Genomic DNA, 15,944 nt, shown 5'->3' on the forward strand with positions numbered 1-15,944 from the left:
ATGCAAACCCACACTCTGTACATTCACGGCCAGTATCAGGACGCCACTTCTGGTGAAACATTTGCGACCTGTAACCCGGCAACCGGCGAAACCATTGCACTGATCCAGCAGGCCTCCAGTGCCGACGTCGACCGGGCTGTGGTTTCTGCCCAGGCCGGTTTCAAGGTCTGGTCGGCCATGACCGGGATGGAACGCAGCCGTATTTTGCGCAAGGCGGTTGAGATTCTGCGCCAGCGTAACGACGAGCTGGCCATGCTGGAAGTACTGGACACTGGCAAGCCGATTCAGGAAGCCAACTGCGTCGACATCGTCACCGGTGCCGATGTGGTGGAATATTTTGCGGGCCTGGCACCGTCGATTCAGGGCGAGCAGCAAGATCTGGGCGGCAGCAACTTTTTCTATACCCGCCGCGAACCATTGGGTGTCGTGGCTGGCATCGGCGCCTGGAATTACCCGATCCAGATCGCCATGTGGAAATCCGCTCCGGCGCTGGCAGCCGGTAACGCCATGGTGTTCAAACCCTCGGAAGAAACGCCGCTGACGGCGATGAAGCTGGCCGAGATCTACACCGAAGCCGGTGTGCCGGATGGCGTTTTTAACGTCGTGCAAGGGGACTACCGGGTCGGGGAAGCGCTGACTCATCACGCTCATATTGCCAAGGTATCGTTTACCGGCGAGTGCGGTACCGGCAAAAAAGTGATGGCTGCCAGTGCCACCACACTGAAAGACGTCACCATGGAGCTGGGTGGCAAATCACCACTGATCATTTTTGATGACGCCGATCTGACCAACGCGGTATCGGCGGCAATGATCGCTAATTTTTACACCCAGGGCGAAGTCTGCACCAACGGCACCCGGGTGTTTGTGCACGATGCCATTTACGACGCCTTCCTCAGCCAGCTGCAAGAACGCACCGCCAGGCTGACCATGGGCGACCCCAGCGATCCAGCTACCCAGGTCGGGGCGCTGATCAGTATCGACCATATGCACAAGGTACTGGGATATATCGACGCCGCCAAAGAGGCGGGTGCCCGTCTGGTGATTGGTGGTGAACGGGCCATGACCGGCGACTGTGCCAAAGGGGCTTTTGTGCAGCCGACCGTCTTTGCCGATTGCCACGACGATATGCCTAACGTGAAAGATGAGATCTTTGGCCCGGTGATGTCGGTGCTGCGTTTCAGCGATGAAGCGGAGGTGATCCGCCGTGCCAACGCAACGGACTTCGGTCTGGCTGCCGGGGTTTTTACCCGTGATTTCTCCCGTGCTCATCGGGTGATCGCGGCAATGGAAGCCGGTATTTGCTGGATCAACAGTTGGGGCGCTTCACCGGCCGAAATGCCCGTGGGTGGTTACAAGTTGTCGGGCATTGGCCGAGAAAACGGGGTGGAAACCCTGAATCACTATACCCAGACCAAAAGCGTGTTTATTGAGCTGGGAGATGTCGAGAGTCCTTACGCATGAGTGGTCAATACGATTTTATTATTGTCGGCGCCGGCAGTGCCGGTTGTGTGCTGGCCAATCGCCTGAGCGCCAGCGGCGAGTACAAGGTGTTGTTACTGGAAGCCGGTGGCAGCGACAAAAGCATATTTATCCAGATGCCGACCGCGCTGTCGTACCCGATGAATACCGAAAAATACGCCTGGCAGTTTGAAACCCTGCCAGAGCCGGGCATCGACAACCGGGTATTACATTGCCCGCGCGGCAAGGTGCTGGGTGGCGGATCATCCATTAATGGCATGGTGTACGTCCGTGGCCATGCCCGAGACTTTGACGAATGGCAAGCCCACGGCGCAGAAGGGTGGGATTACCAGCACTGCTTGCCGTATTTCAAAAAGGCCGAGTGCTGGATGGGTGGCGAGAGCGAATACCGCGGTGGTCATGGCCCGGTCGGCACCAACAACGGCAACAACATGAGCCTGAACCCGCTGTATCAAGCCTTTATCGACGCCGGTAAAGACGCCGGCTATCCATACACTCCGGACTACAACGGTTATCAGCAGGAAGGCTTTGGGCCAATGCATATGACCGTCAAAGACGGTGTGCGGGCCTCGACTTCCAATGCCTATTTGCGGGAGGCGCTATCGCGTCCCAACCTGACGCTGAAAACCGGTGTGGTGGTACACAAGGTGTTGTTGAACGGCGAGGGTACGACGCTGGAAGCCACTGGCATCCAGTTTGAAAGCAACGGCAAGGTCGAACAGCACACTGCCCGCCGGGAAGTGATTCTGGCGGCGGGCTCCATCGGTTCACCACAGTTGCTGCAATTGTCCGGGATTGGCCCCAGGGATGTCCTGGCCAAGGCTGGCGTCAGCGTGCAACACGAGCTGCCGGGAGTGGGCGAAAACCTGCAAGACCACCTGGAAGTCTATTTCCAGTTTTACTGCCACCAGCCAATCACCCTGAACGGCAAACTCGACCTGTTTAACAAGGGGTTGATCGGTGCTCGCTGGCTGCTGTTCAAAAATGGTCTGGGTGCCACCAACCACTTTGAAAGCTGCGCCTTTATTCGCTCCCGGGCGGGAGTGGAATGGCCCAATATTCAATATCACTTCTTGCCTGCGGCGATGCGTTACGACGGTCAGGCAGCCTTCGATGGTCATGGCTTCCAGGTGCACGTCGGGCCGAATAAACCGGCCAGCCGCGGCAAGGTCTGGATTACTTCTGCCGACCCTCACGCCAAACCATCGATTTTCTTTAATTACATCGGCACCGAACAAGACCGGCAGGACTGGCGCGACACCATTCGCCTGACCCGCGAAATCATTCTGCAACCGGCGCTGGACGCGTATCGGGGGGATGAAATCCAGCCCGGTGCGGCGGTCCAGACCGATGCCGAGATTGACGCCTGGGTTCGGGCCAATGTCGAGAGCGCCTATCACCCGTCCTGTACCTGCAAGATCGGGGCAGACGACGACCCGATGGCGGTGCTGGACAGCGCTTGCCGGGTGCGGGGCATCGACAGCCTGCGGGTAGTGGATTCTTCCATCTTCCCGACCATTACCAATGGCAACCTGAATGCCCCGACCATCATGGTGGCAGAAAAGGCCGCCGACCTGATTCTGGGCAAGGGCGCTGCCACCGCGGCGGATGTCCCTGTCTGGATAGACCCCGACTGGCCAACCCAACAGCGCAGCGGTACGCCCAAGCGTGCGCTGGCCAACTCCACCGGCAGCGAAGATGCTGCATAACGCCCAACGTCACTGATGTATCTGCACCGCCAGGCCCCGGCCTGGTGATGAGCCGTAACTGATATTCAACCACTGAGGACAAGTCATGAAGACTGCAACATCGTTTACCGTATCCACCATCGCCCTGAGCCTGCTGATGCACGCCGGAGCCGCCAGCGCTGACCAGTGCGACACCGTCCGTTTTGCGGATGTCGGCTGGACCGATATCACCGCCACCACCGCTGTTGCCTCGGTGGTGCTGCAAGGCATGGGCTACGATACCAAAACCCAGTTGCTGTCGGTGCCGGTGACTTACAAGTCCCTTGCCAACAAGGACATTGATGTGTTCCTGGGCAACTGGATGCCGACCATGCAGGCCGATATCGAGCCTTACCTGAAAAACAACAGCGTGCAAGATCTTGGCCCCAACCTGACCGGTGCCAAATACACCCTGGCCGTGCCGAAATACGCCTACGACGCCGGTGTCAAAAGCTTTGACGACCTAGTGAAATTTGCCGATAAGTTTGATGACAGGATTTACGGTATCGAGCCGGGCAATGATGGCAACCGCCTGATTCAGGACATGATCGACCAGAACGCCTTTGGCCTGAAAGACTTCACTCTGGTGGAATCGAGCGAAGCCGGCATGTTGTCGCAAGTGAAGCGCGCCGTCCGTCGTGACAAATGGATTGCCTTCCTTGGTTGGGCACCACACCCAATGAACGCCAGCGTTGACATGATGTACCTCGACGGTGGTGATGACTTCTTCGGCCCCAACTACGGCGGTGCCAATGTGCATACCAACGTCAGCCAGGGCTATCTGGAAAGCTGCCCGAACGTTGGCAAGCTGCTGACCAACCTGACTTTCACCCTGCCGCTGGAAAACGAAATCATGGGCGCGATTCTGAACGATGGCAAAAAGCCGGAAGTCGCAGCGACCAACTGGCTGAAAGCCAACCCGGGCGTATTGACCCAGTGGCTGGCCGGAGTGAAAACCAACAGCGGTGCGGATGCGCTGCCAGCGGTACAGGCCTACCTGAAAAAGTAGACCGCCTCCCGGTCGGATAACGGCCAACCTGACCAACCATCAATAACCGGTTGGCTGACCATCCCGAACCAGGTGCGGCCAACACCGCTCTGGTTTGGAGTCTCTCGACAAGTCTGTGTTATCGCCGATCTGGTTGTGGTTCTGACCGCATCAGAGCCGTAGCCTGAGCCAGTGATAACGCAGACTTCTCCAGAGATTTCCGCTAACGATCAGAATGACCAGATCAAAAAAAAACAGAACAAACAGAGGCTTGATATGAACTGGCTGTCCGATAACAAATTGCCGCTGGGCGCATGGATGGAAACATTCGTCGACTGGCTGACCGACCACGGAGCCTGGTTTTTTGACCTGGTGTCCATTTCTCTGGAATGGGTGATCACCTCGCTGGTGACTCTGTTCCAATGGTTTCACCCGGCTGTACCGATTATTGCGACAGCAGCCATGGCCTGGTTTCTGCACCGCAGCATCCGGCTGGTGCTGTTTGTTGTCGCCTCGATGCTGCTGATTATCAACCTTGGTTATTGGGCCGAGATGATCGAGACCTTTGTGCTGGTCGTCACCGCCACCACGATTTGTATTCTGACCGGTGTCCCCGTAGGCATCTATGCCGGTCACAAACCCAAGGTGTACAACTATTTGCGGCCGGTGCTCGACCTGATGCAGACCGTCCCAACCTTCGTATACCTGATCCCGACCCTGGTGCTGTTTGGCCTTGGCGTGGTGCCCGGCCTGATCTCGACCATTGTGTTTGCCATTGCCGCCCCGATCCGGCTGACCTACCTCGGCATTCGTAACGTCCCGGAAGAACTGATTGAAGCGGGCAAGGCCTTTGGTGCCACGCCCCGGCAATTATTGTGGAAAGTCGAGCTGCCTGCTGCGCTGCCCAGCATTATGGCCGGTGTGACCCAGTGCATCATGCTGTCGTTATCCATGGTGGTGGTGGCCGCGCTGGTCGGTGCCGATGGCTTGGGCAAACCGGTGATCCGGGCACTCAACACGGTGAATATTTCGCAAGGCTTTGAAGCCGGTATCGCCATCGTGCTGGTGGCTATTATTCTCGATCGTATTTTCAAAGCGCCGGGCAAGGCAGAGGTATAACCATGAACGCCATTTCTATCAGAAATCTTGATGTTGTTTTTGGCGACACGGTCGCCCCCGCGCTGGCATTGCTGGATCAGGGTAAAACCCGCCAGCAGATCATCGAATCCACTGGCAGTGTGGTGGGCGTGCATAACGCCAGCATCGAGGTCAAGCAAGGGGAGATCTGTGTCTTGATGGGGTTGTCTGGCTCCGGCAAGTCCAGCCTGTTACGGGCGGTGAACGGCCTTAATCCGATCTCTCGTGGTCAGGTACTGGTCAAGGATGGCGACGGCCAGGTTGATGTCGGCAGCTGTGACGCCAATACCTTGCGGCGGCTGCGGGCCGAACGGGTATCGATGGTATTCCAGAAATTTGCCCTGATGCCCTGGTTATCGGTGCTCGACAACGTTGCTTATGGTCTCGAACTGATGGGGCAAGGCAAGGCCGAGCGCCATCAGAAAGCCATGGAAAAACTCGACATGGTCGGTCTGACCGACTGGAAGGATGCATTACCGGCGGAGCTATCCGGAGGCATGCAACAGCGGGTTGGCCTGGCTCGGGCATTTGCCATGGACAGCGATATTCTGTTGATGGACGAGCCATTCTCTGCACTCGACCCACTGATTCGGGCGCAGCTACAGGATGAACTGCTGGTGCTGCAGCGCAGCCTCAACAAGACCATTCTGTTTGTGTCCCATGACCTGGACGAAGCGTTAAAAATTGGCACCAATATCGTCATTATGGAATCAGCCCGGATTATTCAGCAGGGCGCACCGGAAGACATTGTAATGAACCCGGCCACCGCCTATGTGGAAGACTTTGTTGCCCATACCAACCCATTGAATGTCCTGGCTGGCCGGTCTCTGATGACCGCAGCGGATGAGCTGACGCGGCAAGGGAACGACACCCTGGTGTGCAGCGAAAAAGACATCTGGCTGGCGTCCGATGGCAAAACGGCCCATCGCCACGGCAAACCGGTCCCCATGCAACAATGCGGCATCGAGGCCAACACGGATATGCCACCACTGGGCACCATGGCAATGACAACGCCAGATATTTCCATGCGACGGGCGATCGAAATCCGTTACGCCACCGAGCAACCCGTGGTGCTGGCTGAACATGGCAAACTGGTGGGGGTACTGACCGACCATAACTTCTATCACGCCATGCTGGGTAAACATTTTAATGGTGCTGCTACGGCGTAATCTTGCGCGCCGTGCACCATTGAGCATTGAGCCTGGCTTTGTCCGTGGGGTTGGATGCCCGTGGCAAGACTACTCCTCTGCCAGTGCGCTATTGGCCCGGTCTTGCAGTGGCTTGAGTAAATAATTCATCAGTGTGCGTTCACCGGTACGAATAAACAGACTGACCGACATACCCGGTCTTGGGGTGAAATCCTCTAATTGTTGATAACCATCCGGGCCAATACGGACCAGCACGGCATAGTAGGGCAGGCCGGTCTGATCATCTTCCGAGCGGTCGGCGGCGACGGTTGCAACCGTGCCCATGATATCGGGTGTACGGTTCTGGTTGGCCGCAGGAAACAGAATCCGAACAGGTAAACCGGGTTCGACTTTATCGATCAGGTGCACTGGTACCTGGGCTTCAACGACCAGGGTGCCTCTGGCAGGCACCACATCGAGCAGATGACTGCCCGGATTGATAAAGCCGCCTTCGGTAAATACACTCAGCCCCATGGCCACGCCATTGACAGGGGCCAATACCCGGGTTTGCTCCAGGCTGTATTGGGCTGAGCGCAGCTTTTGCGCCAGGGATAACAGATTGAGTTCAGCCTCGGCATAGGCTTCGTGTACCTGTTCGAGAAAGGATTGCTGATGCGACGATTGGCGGATGGCTAACTCTTGCAGCTGTTGCTGCAATTGCCCTAGTTGACCGATATTCTCGGCCAGTTTACTGTCGGTTTCGGCGTGCAGGCGCTCCATTTCCAGCAAGCGTACCCGGGAGACATAACCGGATTTTTCCAGTGCTTTCATTCCCGCTAGTTGCTCATCCAGCGTGGCACGCTGACGACGGCGGCTGCTATTGCTGTCGCTCAGACCTTTCAGTTGGTAATCCATGCCGGTGATGATTTCATCGTAGCTTTGTAAGGCTTGTGCCAGTGAGCGCTGCCGGGCCTGGAACAACCGTTGCTGGCTGTGTACGGCGTCGGTGGCCCGCTCCATCAAGTCCGCCGGAAACTCAATGTTTGCTTGCCCATCGCGTTCCGCTTTCAGACGAGTCAGCAAGGCCAGGGCATTGTCGTACTGAATCTGCACTTCACGCAGATGCGCCTCGGCCCGGGTCGGATTCAGACGGATCAATACCTGCCCTGCGTGGACCTGGTCGCCGTCGCGTACCAGAATACGCTCAATCTGACCGCCATCCGGATGAAACAGACTCTTGCGCTGCCCTTCGACGATCAGCTGACCATTGACCGGAACGCCCTTGTCCAGTGGTGCCAATGAGGCCCAGCCAAGAAACCCCAGTACACCGGCAATAATCAACAGCCAGCCGGCGCGTACATAGCGCTGACTCTGGTAGGGAATGGCCATCTCTGTGTTGGCTGCGCGCAGGGTGTGAGCATATGGCAATGTGGTTACGGTCATTGTCCGCTGGCCTCTGTGGAGTGGGATTTTGAAGAAGACGAAGACGAAGGCGTTGAAGGTGATTCTGGGGCCGACGATGGGGCTGCTGTGCTGAACGACACCGTTGGCGAGTGATAAACTTCCGGCGTTGGCCTGATCTTCTTCGCCGCCCCCGACAACACCTGCTCCCTTGGCCCAAAGGCGCGCATCTGGCCATCCGCCAATACCAACAAATGGGAGCAGGACGACACCAGCGCTGGACGGTGAGTAATCACCACCACCGTACCGCCCCTGTGTTGTTGGCTAATGATTGCCTGCTTGAGGGCCTGTTCGCCAGCGTCATCCAGGCTGGCGTCCGGTTCATCCAGCACCAGTAACGCCGGGTTGCGGTACAAGGCCCGAGCCAGCCCGACCCGCTGGCGTTGACCGCCGGATAATCCCCGGCCGTTTTCTCCCAACAGGGTCTCGTAACCGTCGGGTTTTTGCAGAATCAGCTCATGGATACCCGCCAGCTTGGCCGCCGCGACCACCTGCTCGGCATCGACCTCACCAAAGCGGGCAATATTATCGCTGATGGAACCGGCAAACAGCTCGACATCCTGCGGCAGATACCCCAGCGAAGGGCCAAGCTCCGCTTTGTTCCAGCGAAAAATATCCGCTCCATCAAGACGGACTTTGCCAGATGCCGCAGGCCATACCCCAACCAATAGCCGCGCCAATGTCGACTTGCCAGAGCCAGACGGCCCCAATACGCCGAGCACACTGCCGGATGGCAACTGGAAATTCAGTCGTGATAACACCACTTGCCGTGTGCCTGGTATTGCAGCACTGAGATGTTCAATACTCAATTCACCAGAAGGGGCGGGCAGAGACAATGTTGTTACAGGAGGAGGGCAGGCCTGCAGCAACTCCGACAGCCGATGATAAGACTGCCGCGCTGTGGTCCATTGCTTCCAGGCGCCAATAACCGCATCCACCGGAGCCAGAGCACGACCCATTAAAATAGAAGCGGCAATCATCATCCCGGCACTGATCTCACCCGAGATCACCAGCAACGCCGCCAACCCCAGAATCATCGACTGCAAGGTAATACGGATACCACGACTGGCCGCCGCCACCGAACCGGCTTTTTCACTGGCAATGCGGTGATGATCCAAAAACTGTTGGTGTAACTGAAACCAGCGCTGCCGCAACGCTGGCAACATGCCCATGGCCTCAATCACCTCGGCATTACGCAATACCGAGTCCGCCTGATAACCGGATTTGATTGACGACTGATTGGCTGCCTGCAAGGGTTTTTGGGTGAGTTTTTCATTCAGTATCGCCAGCCCGATCAACACCAGGCTGCCCACCGTTGCAAACAAACCCAACCAGACATCAAACATATAGATTACCGCCAGATACACCGGCACCCAGGGCGCATCAAAAAACGCCAGCAAGGGGCTGCCGGTCAAAAACTGACGAATACCGTTAAGATCACCCAACGACTGGTTGGCGTTAAAGCCGCCCTTGCGCAAACTGGCAATAAAAGACGACGAATACACCTGTTGACTGAGCTGAATATCCAGCTTTGTGCCCAGCCGCACCAGCACCCGACTACGAATAAACTCCAGCGCTGCCATTAACAGATACAAGCCCAGCAAGATCAGACTGAGCATCAACAGCGTCATACTGTTTTGCGAACTGATCACCCGATCGTACACCTGCAACATATAAATAGCCGGAGCCAGCATCAGTAAGTTGATCACGGCACTGAAGGCCGCCACCGACATAAACACCGACTTGCAGCCCAACAACGCCTCACGCAGTGGGGAAGTATTGGCTGAGGCAGCCGCTTCAGGTTTCATAACAGACTCCGGGATTCAGGCTTTTTATCCAGCCGGCGCTGGGTAACTGCGCCGACTGAGATAGCGATTAAAGGTAGTTGTTAAAGACGGTTATTTTAATGGTGGTTATGGTCGTTATGAGTGATTGCTGTACCCCGGAAACCGGGGCAGAGGCTATCCATGGATTAACTGGCCGACGTCACCCGACGGCGACGGAACAACAGCAAGGCTGCGGGTAGCAGCAGAAGAGGGTTAAAAGCACCGCCGGAGGAGGAGCCGGCATCAACGGATTCACTGGTTTCGACAGTTATATCTAAAGGCGTTGCCGATACTTCATCGCCACCCAGACCGGTACAGGTCAGCTCATACGTATACTCGCCGGGTACTCCTGTAATTTCTTTAGAGCCGCTGACAGCTTGCTCGGTATCCAATGTGCCCCAGTTAGTGTCACAGCTGGCGGCATTTTCGGTTTGCCAATTGATGGTAAAGGTTTCACCTTGTTCGACTTCGTACAAATCTGAACGAAAATCAATAATGGATACTGGATCCGGTAGACCGGAGGCCAGCACTCTGAGGGTTTGGCTGGATTGTTCTGTACCGTTATCACAGGTCAGGACAAATTCGTTGGTGCCTTCGTTAGCGATAACCACTGTTTGGCTGGCATCTGTCAGCTCAGAGATGGCCTCGTCCCAGTCGCCGCTGGCGCTACAAGTTACGTCGCTGAGTTCCCCGGATGGATTCGTGACATTCCAGTTCAAAGTGGCCTGCAAAGCCCCCGACTCCCAAGTCAATTCAGGGGTTTCTGTCCAAAAGGCGGTGATAACTGGAGACGTTGGGATAATATCGGTATCGACTTTAAACACCGTACTGCTTGAAGCTGTAGTTGAACCAAAAAAGTTACCGTCTGGGCTGACAGGGCTAAGACCGACCGGAAAGGCTTTTACATCATTGTCAGAACTGAACTCATATAAGGTTTCAAATATGTCGGTTACGGGGTCGAGCCTATATAAGGTTCCCTCACCGTTGGCATTTGTTGTTACATTGCTTCCGCCCTTACTAGTGACGCCGTAAATCATTCCATCCATGCCCAATTGCAAAGTACGCGGTGAATTACCCATTGGCGAAGAGGCCCCTTCAAAATCAATAACCTTTACCCAGGAAGCATCAATGGTGTCTGTATCGCCGGAAGATAAATCCAGGCTATTGAGTATTCCATCACCACCATCTACTGCCGGATGGCCATCGGTAATATAATAAAGTTTATCGTTAGTGGTGGTTAACCATGCTTCAGAGTCTAAACCTGGGTCTTCCAGAATATAAGCTTGGCGTAGTACCGAATAGTCATAATTATTGGCGGTATCGATTTTAAAAATGGTTCCAACTCTAAAAGTGGTGCCACCGCTTTCAAAACTTTTATTGCCCCCCTCGGTATTTATGCCGTAAATCGTCTGGCCATCGGCATTGATAAATAAATTGACGGGATCATAACCTTCTTCGAGCGCTTGCTCTTCATTGTCGCCTTCTGCGTCCACAACAAATTCTTTGATAACTTCTAATTCGCCTTCGGCACTTAAACGGTAAATACGGTTAACAGCCTCAATTTCTGTATCGCCTTCAGCCTTACTGATAAAGTAGAGATTATCGTCGTTATCCAACACCATATTGCCGGTTGGACAAATGGCCGCACCCAGATTGGTTGTCATATCCACCATTCTTTCCGAAGCTTCCTCAGCCCAAGGGGTATATTTAGTAATGGAACCATAAACCCGGCCGGTAATCTCACTACTCCCTTGTATTTCTCGAAGAATCTCTGGGCAGCGAGTTTCTGCTCTGTGCCCTAAAAAAATCTGCCCGCGATGATTACTGACCAAAGTAGTGGCTTCATAGTAAAAGTCGACTTCATCCAATTGCGGGTCACTGCCATCGGGTTCCATCGATAAAATAGAGAGAACAGATGGAGATGAAGATCCATCGATATATTTGCCGTAAAGACGACCGTCAGAACCGTAAATAAACTTGGTGAGTACAATATCCGTTTGATCGGTGGAATAAATTCTCTCAACCGACGGAGCGGCCTGCAAACTGAAACTGATTCCCGTTAGTAACAGAGTGCTGATTATACGTTTGGAAAACATATTTCTTCTCCAGAAAATAAAAAAGGGCTGCCTTAAAAAGGCAGCCCCAAAGGTTAATTAAACAACAAAGTTGTCCGTAGTTAGGCCAGATGAAACACCTGTGATTTCAACTGTATGTGCAATAAACCCTTCATAGTAGGTGAGCACGGCATTACCCGTGCTGTAATCAACCGCGGTAACAGCAGCGGCCGCATCTGCAAAGCTGTTGATTCCATCAATATTGATGACATCACCGCCGGAACCGACTTGGAAACCGGCATTAACAAGGTCATCACCCCCGCTCAGGACAAACTCATCTTGACCGCTAAAGGCATCAAACGTATCGGCAACGCTGGTTCCGTTGTGAGTAATGTCATTGGCGTTAAGGATGGTTTCCAGCGTACTGGTATCACCGCTCATCAGACCATTAATCAGATCGTGCACATCGTTGTCGTCAGTAGCAGAGTTACGATCAATAATTTCGTCGTAAGCACCATCACTGTCGTTATCCAACATGCCGTTGCCAATGGCTTCGTACAGGCCATCAATGGCGAACAAATCAGAGGCCAGACTACCGCTACTGTAAGCACCATCACCGAAGGTCAGAGTATCGATTGCACCGGCCAGAGTGTGGGATGGTGAGGTGCCACCGGTGTAAATCATGTCATCGGAAGAGTAAGTGGTACCGCTGCTGTCTTCCAGAGTGACGGTTTCACCTGCAATCAGAAAACTGACATCACTTTCAGAAGTCATGGTGTTGGCCAGGTCACTACCGATCACTTGGGTGTAGTAGTAAGACTCACTGTAAGTTTCGTCACCAATATCCAGGTCGCTGCCTGGGCCGTCAGCAAAGGTCATATTGGCGGCGTGTGTGGTCTCGCTGTAGGTGGTTTCGTAATAAGTAAAGTAGTCCTGCAGGCCGTCGTAGCTGGAAAAGTTACTGTCGTAAGTAATGGTTAAACTCATATTGAAATCTCCATGATCAGGTTGAGTTTACAAGTGGTCGTATCCGTAAAATCCGGTAGAATCAGAGCCTGTATGTGATAGGTAAACGCTGCTTTCCGGTGTTGTACGAGATGACCAGAGGGTGGCCTTGACGGGATCAAGGCCGTGGTTGCTTCAGGGTGGCGTTGCCGCGCCACCCTGATGGCAATAGCGTTAAGTGTTGGGGTGATATCCAATGCATGCCGGATCATCAGAAGCCCCACTGTAAGTTGGCGGTAAGGGTTCGGCCCGGTGCATAGGTGAGTACCATGCCGTCGCCCATGGCCTGGATATATTCCCGGTCGGTGATGTTTTTCAGATTAAAGCCCAGTTGCAGTGCTTCGCTGAGCTGATAGCTGCCGTAGGCATCCAGAACGGTGTAAGGGCGCAAGCCGATTTTTTCTCCGGCAACGTCTTCTGTTCCATCCAGAGTTCCCCAGAGGGAGCCGTATTGCCCGGTCTGGGTAGCCCCTGTCAGAGTCATACCGATATCCAGTGTGTTATCAAGCAAACGAGCACCGAGCGTTATCTTGCCGGTCCATTCCGGTTCTGGTGGGAAATACAGAGTGCCGGCAGCGATGCAGTCTTCGTTGACATAATCAGGGCAATAACTTGACGGGTCTTCGCCATCCGGGCCGCCCAGAGCCCAGGCGTTATAGAGTAATCCCCAATCTTCATGATCATTGAAACGGGTGTAGCCACGTTCGGTACGTGTGAGGTTGAGGCCGCCGTAAAAATTATAAAAAGTAAAATCCAGCTGTAACTCTTCGCCTTCGTAAATCAGGTCATTGAGTGCATTGACGTACATCGAGCTATAGGCATAAAAAGGCGTGCCCACAAAGCCTGGTGTTGCTGTCCCTGTCCCATAAATAATGTAATTTTCTGTGCGGTTGTAATAGTGCAGCAGCTTGACGCTCAGGGTGTTTTGCGGGTTTTTCTGGCTGGTTAGCTGCCAGTTAAAGCCTAACTCCCAGCTGCGGGTTTCTTCTGGTTCCAGCATCCAGTTGGGGTAGGTATTCACCGCGGTCACATGGCTGGGCTGGGTGCTCGCGGTCAGGGTTTCGGTGATTTGTGGTGGCCGCCATGAAAGACCGCCACTGGCAAACAGTTGTAATTGATTGGATGGGTCTTGTATCAGGTCGTAGGCCAGTCCCAGACTGGGTAACCAGCGGTTATCACTGCGATCAACATCTATATCGGCGTACTGCCATAACTGCTCACCATAGGTTTCTGAATCAGCGCGTGCATCGGAGTCATAAAAACCGGTGTTACCCCACAGTCGATAGGTTTCCCAGCGAATGGCGGGTGTTAGAGTCAGACGTCGGTATTGCCAGTTGCTGCTGAGCCAAAGGCCGGTGAGCTGACGTTTGCCCTCCGGTGTGCTGCCGGCGAGTAAATCCACGTCGTTATCACTCAGTACTTCGGAGTCGGCATCCGGCCGGTTGCGATCCTGAAAAACCTCAATGCCGTAGTCCAGCATCAGATGGGTATGGCCCGATGACCATTCAGAGCGGTTGCTCAGCAACCCGCCCAGCGTGTCGGTGTGTGTGGTAACGCTGTAGCTGTCGTCGCTGTCTTGACTGATATTATGAGTGGATACCTGATACAGCTTGGCCTGGGCATTGATCCAGTGGGAGTCAGGGTTGTAGTAGAGATCAAGCGCATAACTCTGGGTGTCGGTATCATTGGTGCTGGTGATAGGGTAAATGCCTTCGCTGTCGTAGCTGTAGGAGGCACAAAAATCCGGATATTGGCCGTAGTAGTCGGAGTCGGTATCGCAGTATTTCTGGTATTCCTTGTAGGTGCTGGCCTGATCGGTATCAATGGCTGAGCTTTCGCCGTAGCGGGTGGTGGTACTGATCGCACTGGCTTTCAGTATCAGATCATCGGTAATGTGCCAGTTCGCTTTGGCAATCCAGGATTCCATTTCCTGGCCGGTGCCATTCACAATGCCAGTATTAATGTAATAGTCGTTTTGTCCCCAATAAACCGCATCCCCTTGTGTACCCGGTTCGTATTGATCGGAGTCTTTGCGGCTGTAGCCAATCAGCACATCAGTACGATCTGTGGGCCGGAATGCCAATACCAAAGAGCCGGACGGGTTCTGGCCATTGGCCCATTTACCAACGCCACTGGCCAGCCGCAAGCGGCCGCCAGAGGTTTTATCTGCGGCAATAATGTCGTCGGCTTCCAGGGTTTTGAAGGTGGCAACCCCACCGCTGGCGCCGGCGCCACCGGCTCCGGCGTAAGCGCCTTTTTGCACTTCTACTTCGCTCAGGAATTCGGTATCAAAAAACATTTCGCCGTTACGCTGGCCATGGCCGCTGCGTTGGAAGTTTTGGCGCATGCCGTCGATGTTCATATTGACGCGGCCAAAGTCTTTCAGGCCTCGAATATTCACTGAAACGCTGGGGTTCTGTTCATTGGTGGCGGTGTAGACCCCGGCGGTGGACTGCAAAATTTCACTGGCATGGCGCGGGCCGGTGCGGTCCATCTCGGTGCGGCCGATGATGCTGGTGCCGTCGGCGCGTTCATAAATCTGGGAGCGGGAACCCGACTGGGCAACCACCTGCATGGTGTCCAGCATCAGGGTGCCGACAGGTGCTTCGATAAGAGAGGCGGCCGGATCATAGACGGTTACTTGTTGGCCGTTGTTTTCTATCCGGAAAGACAGGCCGGTGCCGCGCAGTAACAAGGAAAAACCTTCTCCGATGCGGTATTCCCCTTGCAGGCCGGCACTGGTTCGGTTTTTCGTGATAGCGGGATCAAACAGTACCGACACCCCGGCTTCGAGCGCAAAGCGATTCAGGACGGAGGTCAGGGAGCCAGCCGGGATCTGGTAGTTCTGACCTGTCTGTTCTTGTGTCTGGCCTGTGATCTGGCTTTCTGCCTGTACCGGGGCTACTGCAGGCAGTAACAGACAGATGGCCAGCAAGGTTGTGGCGTTGCTGTTGGTAAGGTTGTTTTTCATAGGTGCGAAGTATTCTTGTTTGCATTTGTACTATAAGACGCACCACCATAAAAATCGGGCAGAAAAAATTGAATGTTTTTGCGGTCGGTAAATTTCGAGTGACTAACGGGTGTTTTATAGGTGTTCAGCCAGGGCGGCCTATCAGGGCTGGCACAGAGGGATTGAACAA

Annotated in this window: 10 protein-coding genes; 5 read left to right on the forward strand and 5 right to left on the reverse strand. The window is 54.4% G+C overall.

Going from position 1 to position 15,944, the window contains the following annotated elements; genetic code table 11:
* From betB to choV, 5 genes are all read left to right on the forward strand, one after another.
* Positions 1-1,461 carry a betaine-aldehyde dehydrogenase gene (gene betB, locus Q8W32_RS11770; protein WP_305415061.1) on the forward strand — a complete coding sequence of 487 codons (1,461 nt, stop codon included), beginning with the start codon at positions 1-3 and terminating at the stop codon, positions 1,459-1,461.
* Entirely contained in the window at positions 1,458-3,188 is a 1,731-nt protein-coding gene (betA, locus tag Q8W32_RS11775; protein ID WP_305415062.1) for a choline dehydrogenase, read from the forward strand. Before betB ends, betA begins: the two co-directional genes overlap by 4 nt.
* An 85-nt stretch (positions 3,189-3,273) precedes the next feature.
* On the forward strand, positions 3,274-4,215 hold the full coding sequence (locus Q8W32_RS11780; protein WP_305415063.1) for a choline ABC transporter substrate-binding protein: 942 nt from the start codon (positions 3,274-3,276) through the stop codon (positions 4,213-4,215).
* A gap of 255 nt (positions 4,216-4,470) precedes the next feature.
* Positions 4,471-5,313, forward strand: a complete 843-nt coding sequence (choW, locus tag Q8W32_RS11785; protein ID WP_303433260.1) for a choline ABC transporter permease subunit — start codon at positions 4,471-4,473, stop codon at positions 5,311-5,313.
* Positions 5,314-5,315: 2 nt separating this feature from the next.
* Positions 5,316-6,500 carry a choline ABC transporter ATP-binding protein gene (gene choV, locus Q8W32_RS11790; protein WP_305415064.1) on the forward strand — a complete coding sequence of 395 codons (1,185 nt, stop codon included), beginning with the start codon at positions 5,316-5,318 and terminating at the stop codon, positions 6,498-6,500.
* A 69-nt stretch (positions 6,501-6,569) separates the two neighbouring features.
* On the opposite strand, the gene Q8W32_RS11795 is transcribed toward choV, so the two are convergent.
* The 5 genes from Q8W32_RS11795 to Q8W32_RS11815 all read right to left on the reverse strand — a co-directional run bounded on the left by Q8W32_RS11795 (position 6,570) and on the right by Q8W32_RS11815 (position 15,775).
* Entirely contained in the window at positions 6,570-7,901 is a 1,332-nt protein-coding gene (locus tag Q8W32_RS11795) for an HlyD family type I secretion periplasmic adaptor subunit (protein ID WP_305415065.1), read from the reverse strand.
* A complete protein-coding gene (locus tag Q8W32_RS11800) occupies positions 7,898-9,727 on the reverse strand; it encodes a type I secretion system permease/ATPase (RefSeq protein ID WP_305415066.1) in 1,830 nt (609 codons plus the stop codon). Before Q8W32_RS11800 ends, Q8W32_RS11795 begins: the two co-directional genes overlap by 4 nt.
* Before the next feature lie 164 nt (positions 9,728-9,891).
* On the reverse strand, positions 9,892-11,841 hold the full coding sequence (locus tag Q8W32_RS11805) for a choice-of-anchor tandem repeat GloVer-containing protein (protein WP_305415068.1): 1,950 nt from the start codon (positions 11,839-11,841) through the stop codon (positions 9,892-9,894).
* 57 nt (positions 11,842-11,898) lie between these two features.
* A complete protein-coding gene (locus tag Q8W32_RS11810) occupies positions 11,899-12,786 on the reverse strand; it encodes a hypothetical protein (RefSeq protein ID WP_305415069.1) in 888 nt (295 codons plus the stop codon).
* Positions 12,787-13,015: 229 nt separating this feature from the next.
* Positions 13,016-15,775: a TonB-dependent receptor gene (locus Q8W32_RS11815; RefSeq protein WP_305415070.1), complete on the reverse strand. Its 2,760-nt coding sequence runs from the start codon at positions 15,773-15,775 to the stop codon at positions 13,016-13,018.
* Positions 15,776-15,944: the final 169 nt, after the last annotated feature.

It is taken from the genome of Oceanobacter sp. 3_MG-2023, from assembly GCF_030688925.1.
GTDB lineage: Bacteria > Pseudomonadota > Gammaproteobacteria > Pseudomonadales > Oceanobacteraceae > Oceanobacter.

Excerpts from the sequence above, each read along its gene's own strand:
- Q8W32_RS11800 (WP_305415066.1), bottom strand. The coding sequence starts at position 9,727 with ATGAAACCTGAAGCGGCTGCCTCAGCCAATACTTCCCCACTGCGTGAG.
- choW (WP_303433260.1), top strand. The coding sequence starts at position 4,471 with ATGAACTGGCTGTCCGATAACAAATTGCCGCTGGGCGCATGGATGGAA.
- Q8W32_RS11815 (WP_305415070.1), bottom strand. The coding sequence starts at position 15,775 with ATGAAAAACAACCTTACCAACAGCAACGCCACAACCTTGCTGGCCATC.
- Q8W32_RS11810 (WP_305415069.1), bottom strand. The coding sequence starts at position 12,786 with ATGAGTTTAACCATTACTTACGACAGTAACTTTTCCAGCTACGACGGC.
- Q8W32_RS11780 (WP_305415063.1), top strand. The coding sequence starts at position 3,274 with ATGAAGACTGCAACATCGTTTACCGTATCCACCATCGCCCTGAGCCTG.
- Q8W32_RS11795 (WP_305415065.1), bottom strand. The coding sequence starts at position 7,901 with ATGACCGTAACCACATTGCCATATGCTCACACCCTGCGCGCAGCCAAC.
- Q8W32_RS11805 (WP_305415068.1), bottom strand. The coding sequence starts at position 11,841 with ATGTTTTCCAAACGTATAATCAGCACTCTGTTACTAACGGGAATCAGT.
- choV (WP_305415064.1), top strand. The coding sequence starts at position 5,316 with ATGAACGCCATTTCTATCAGAAATCTTGATGTTGTTTTTGGCGACACG.
- betA (WP_305415062.1), top strand. The coding sequence starts at position 1,458 with ATGAGTGGTCAATACGATTTTATTATTGTCGGCGCCGGCAGTGCCGGT.
- betB (WP_305415061.1), top strand. The coding sequence starts at position 1 with ATGCAAACCCACACTCTGTACATTCACGGCCAGTATCAGGACGCCACT.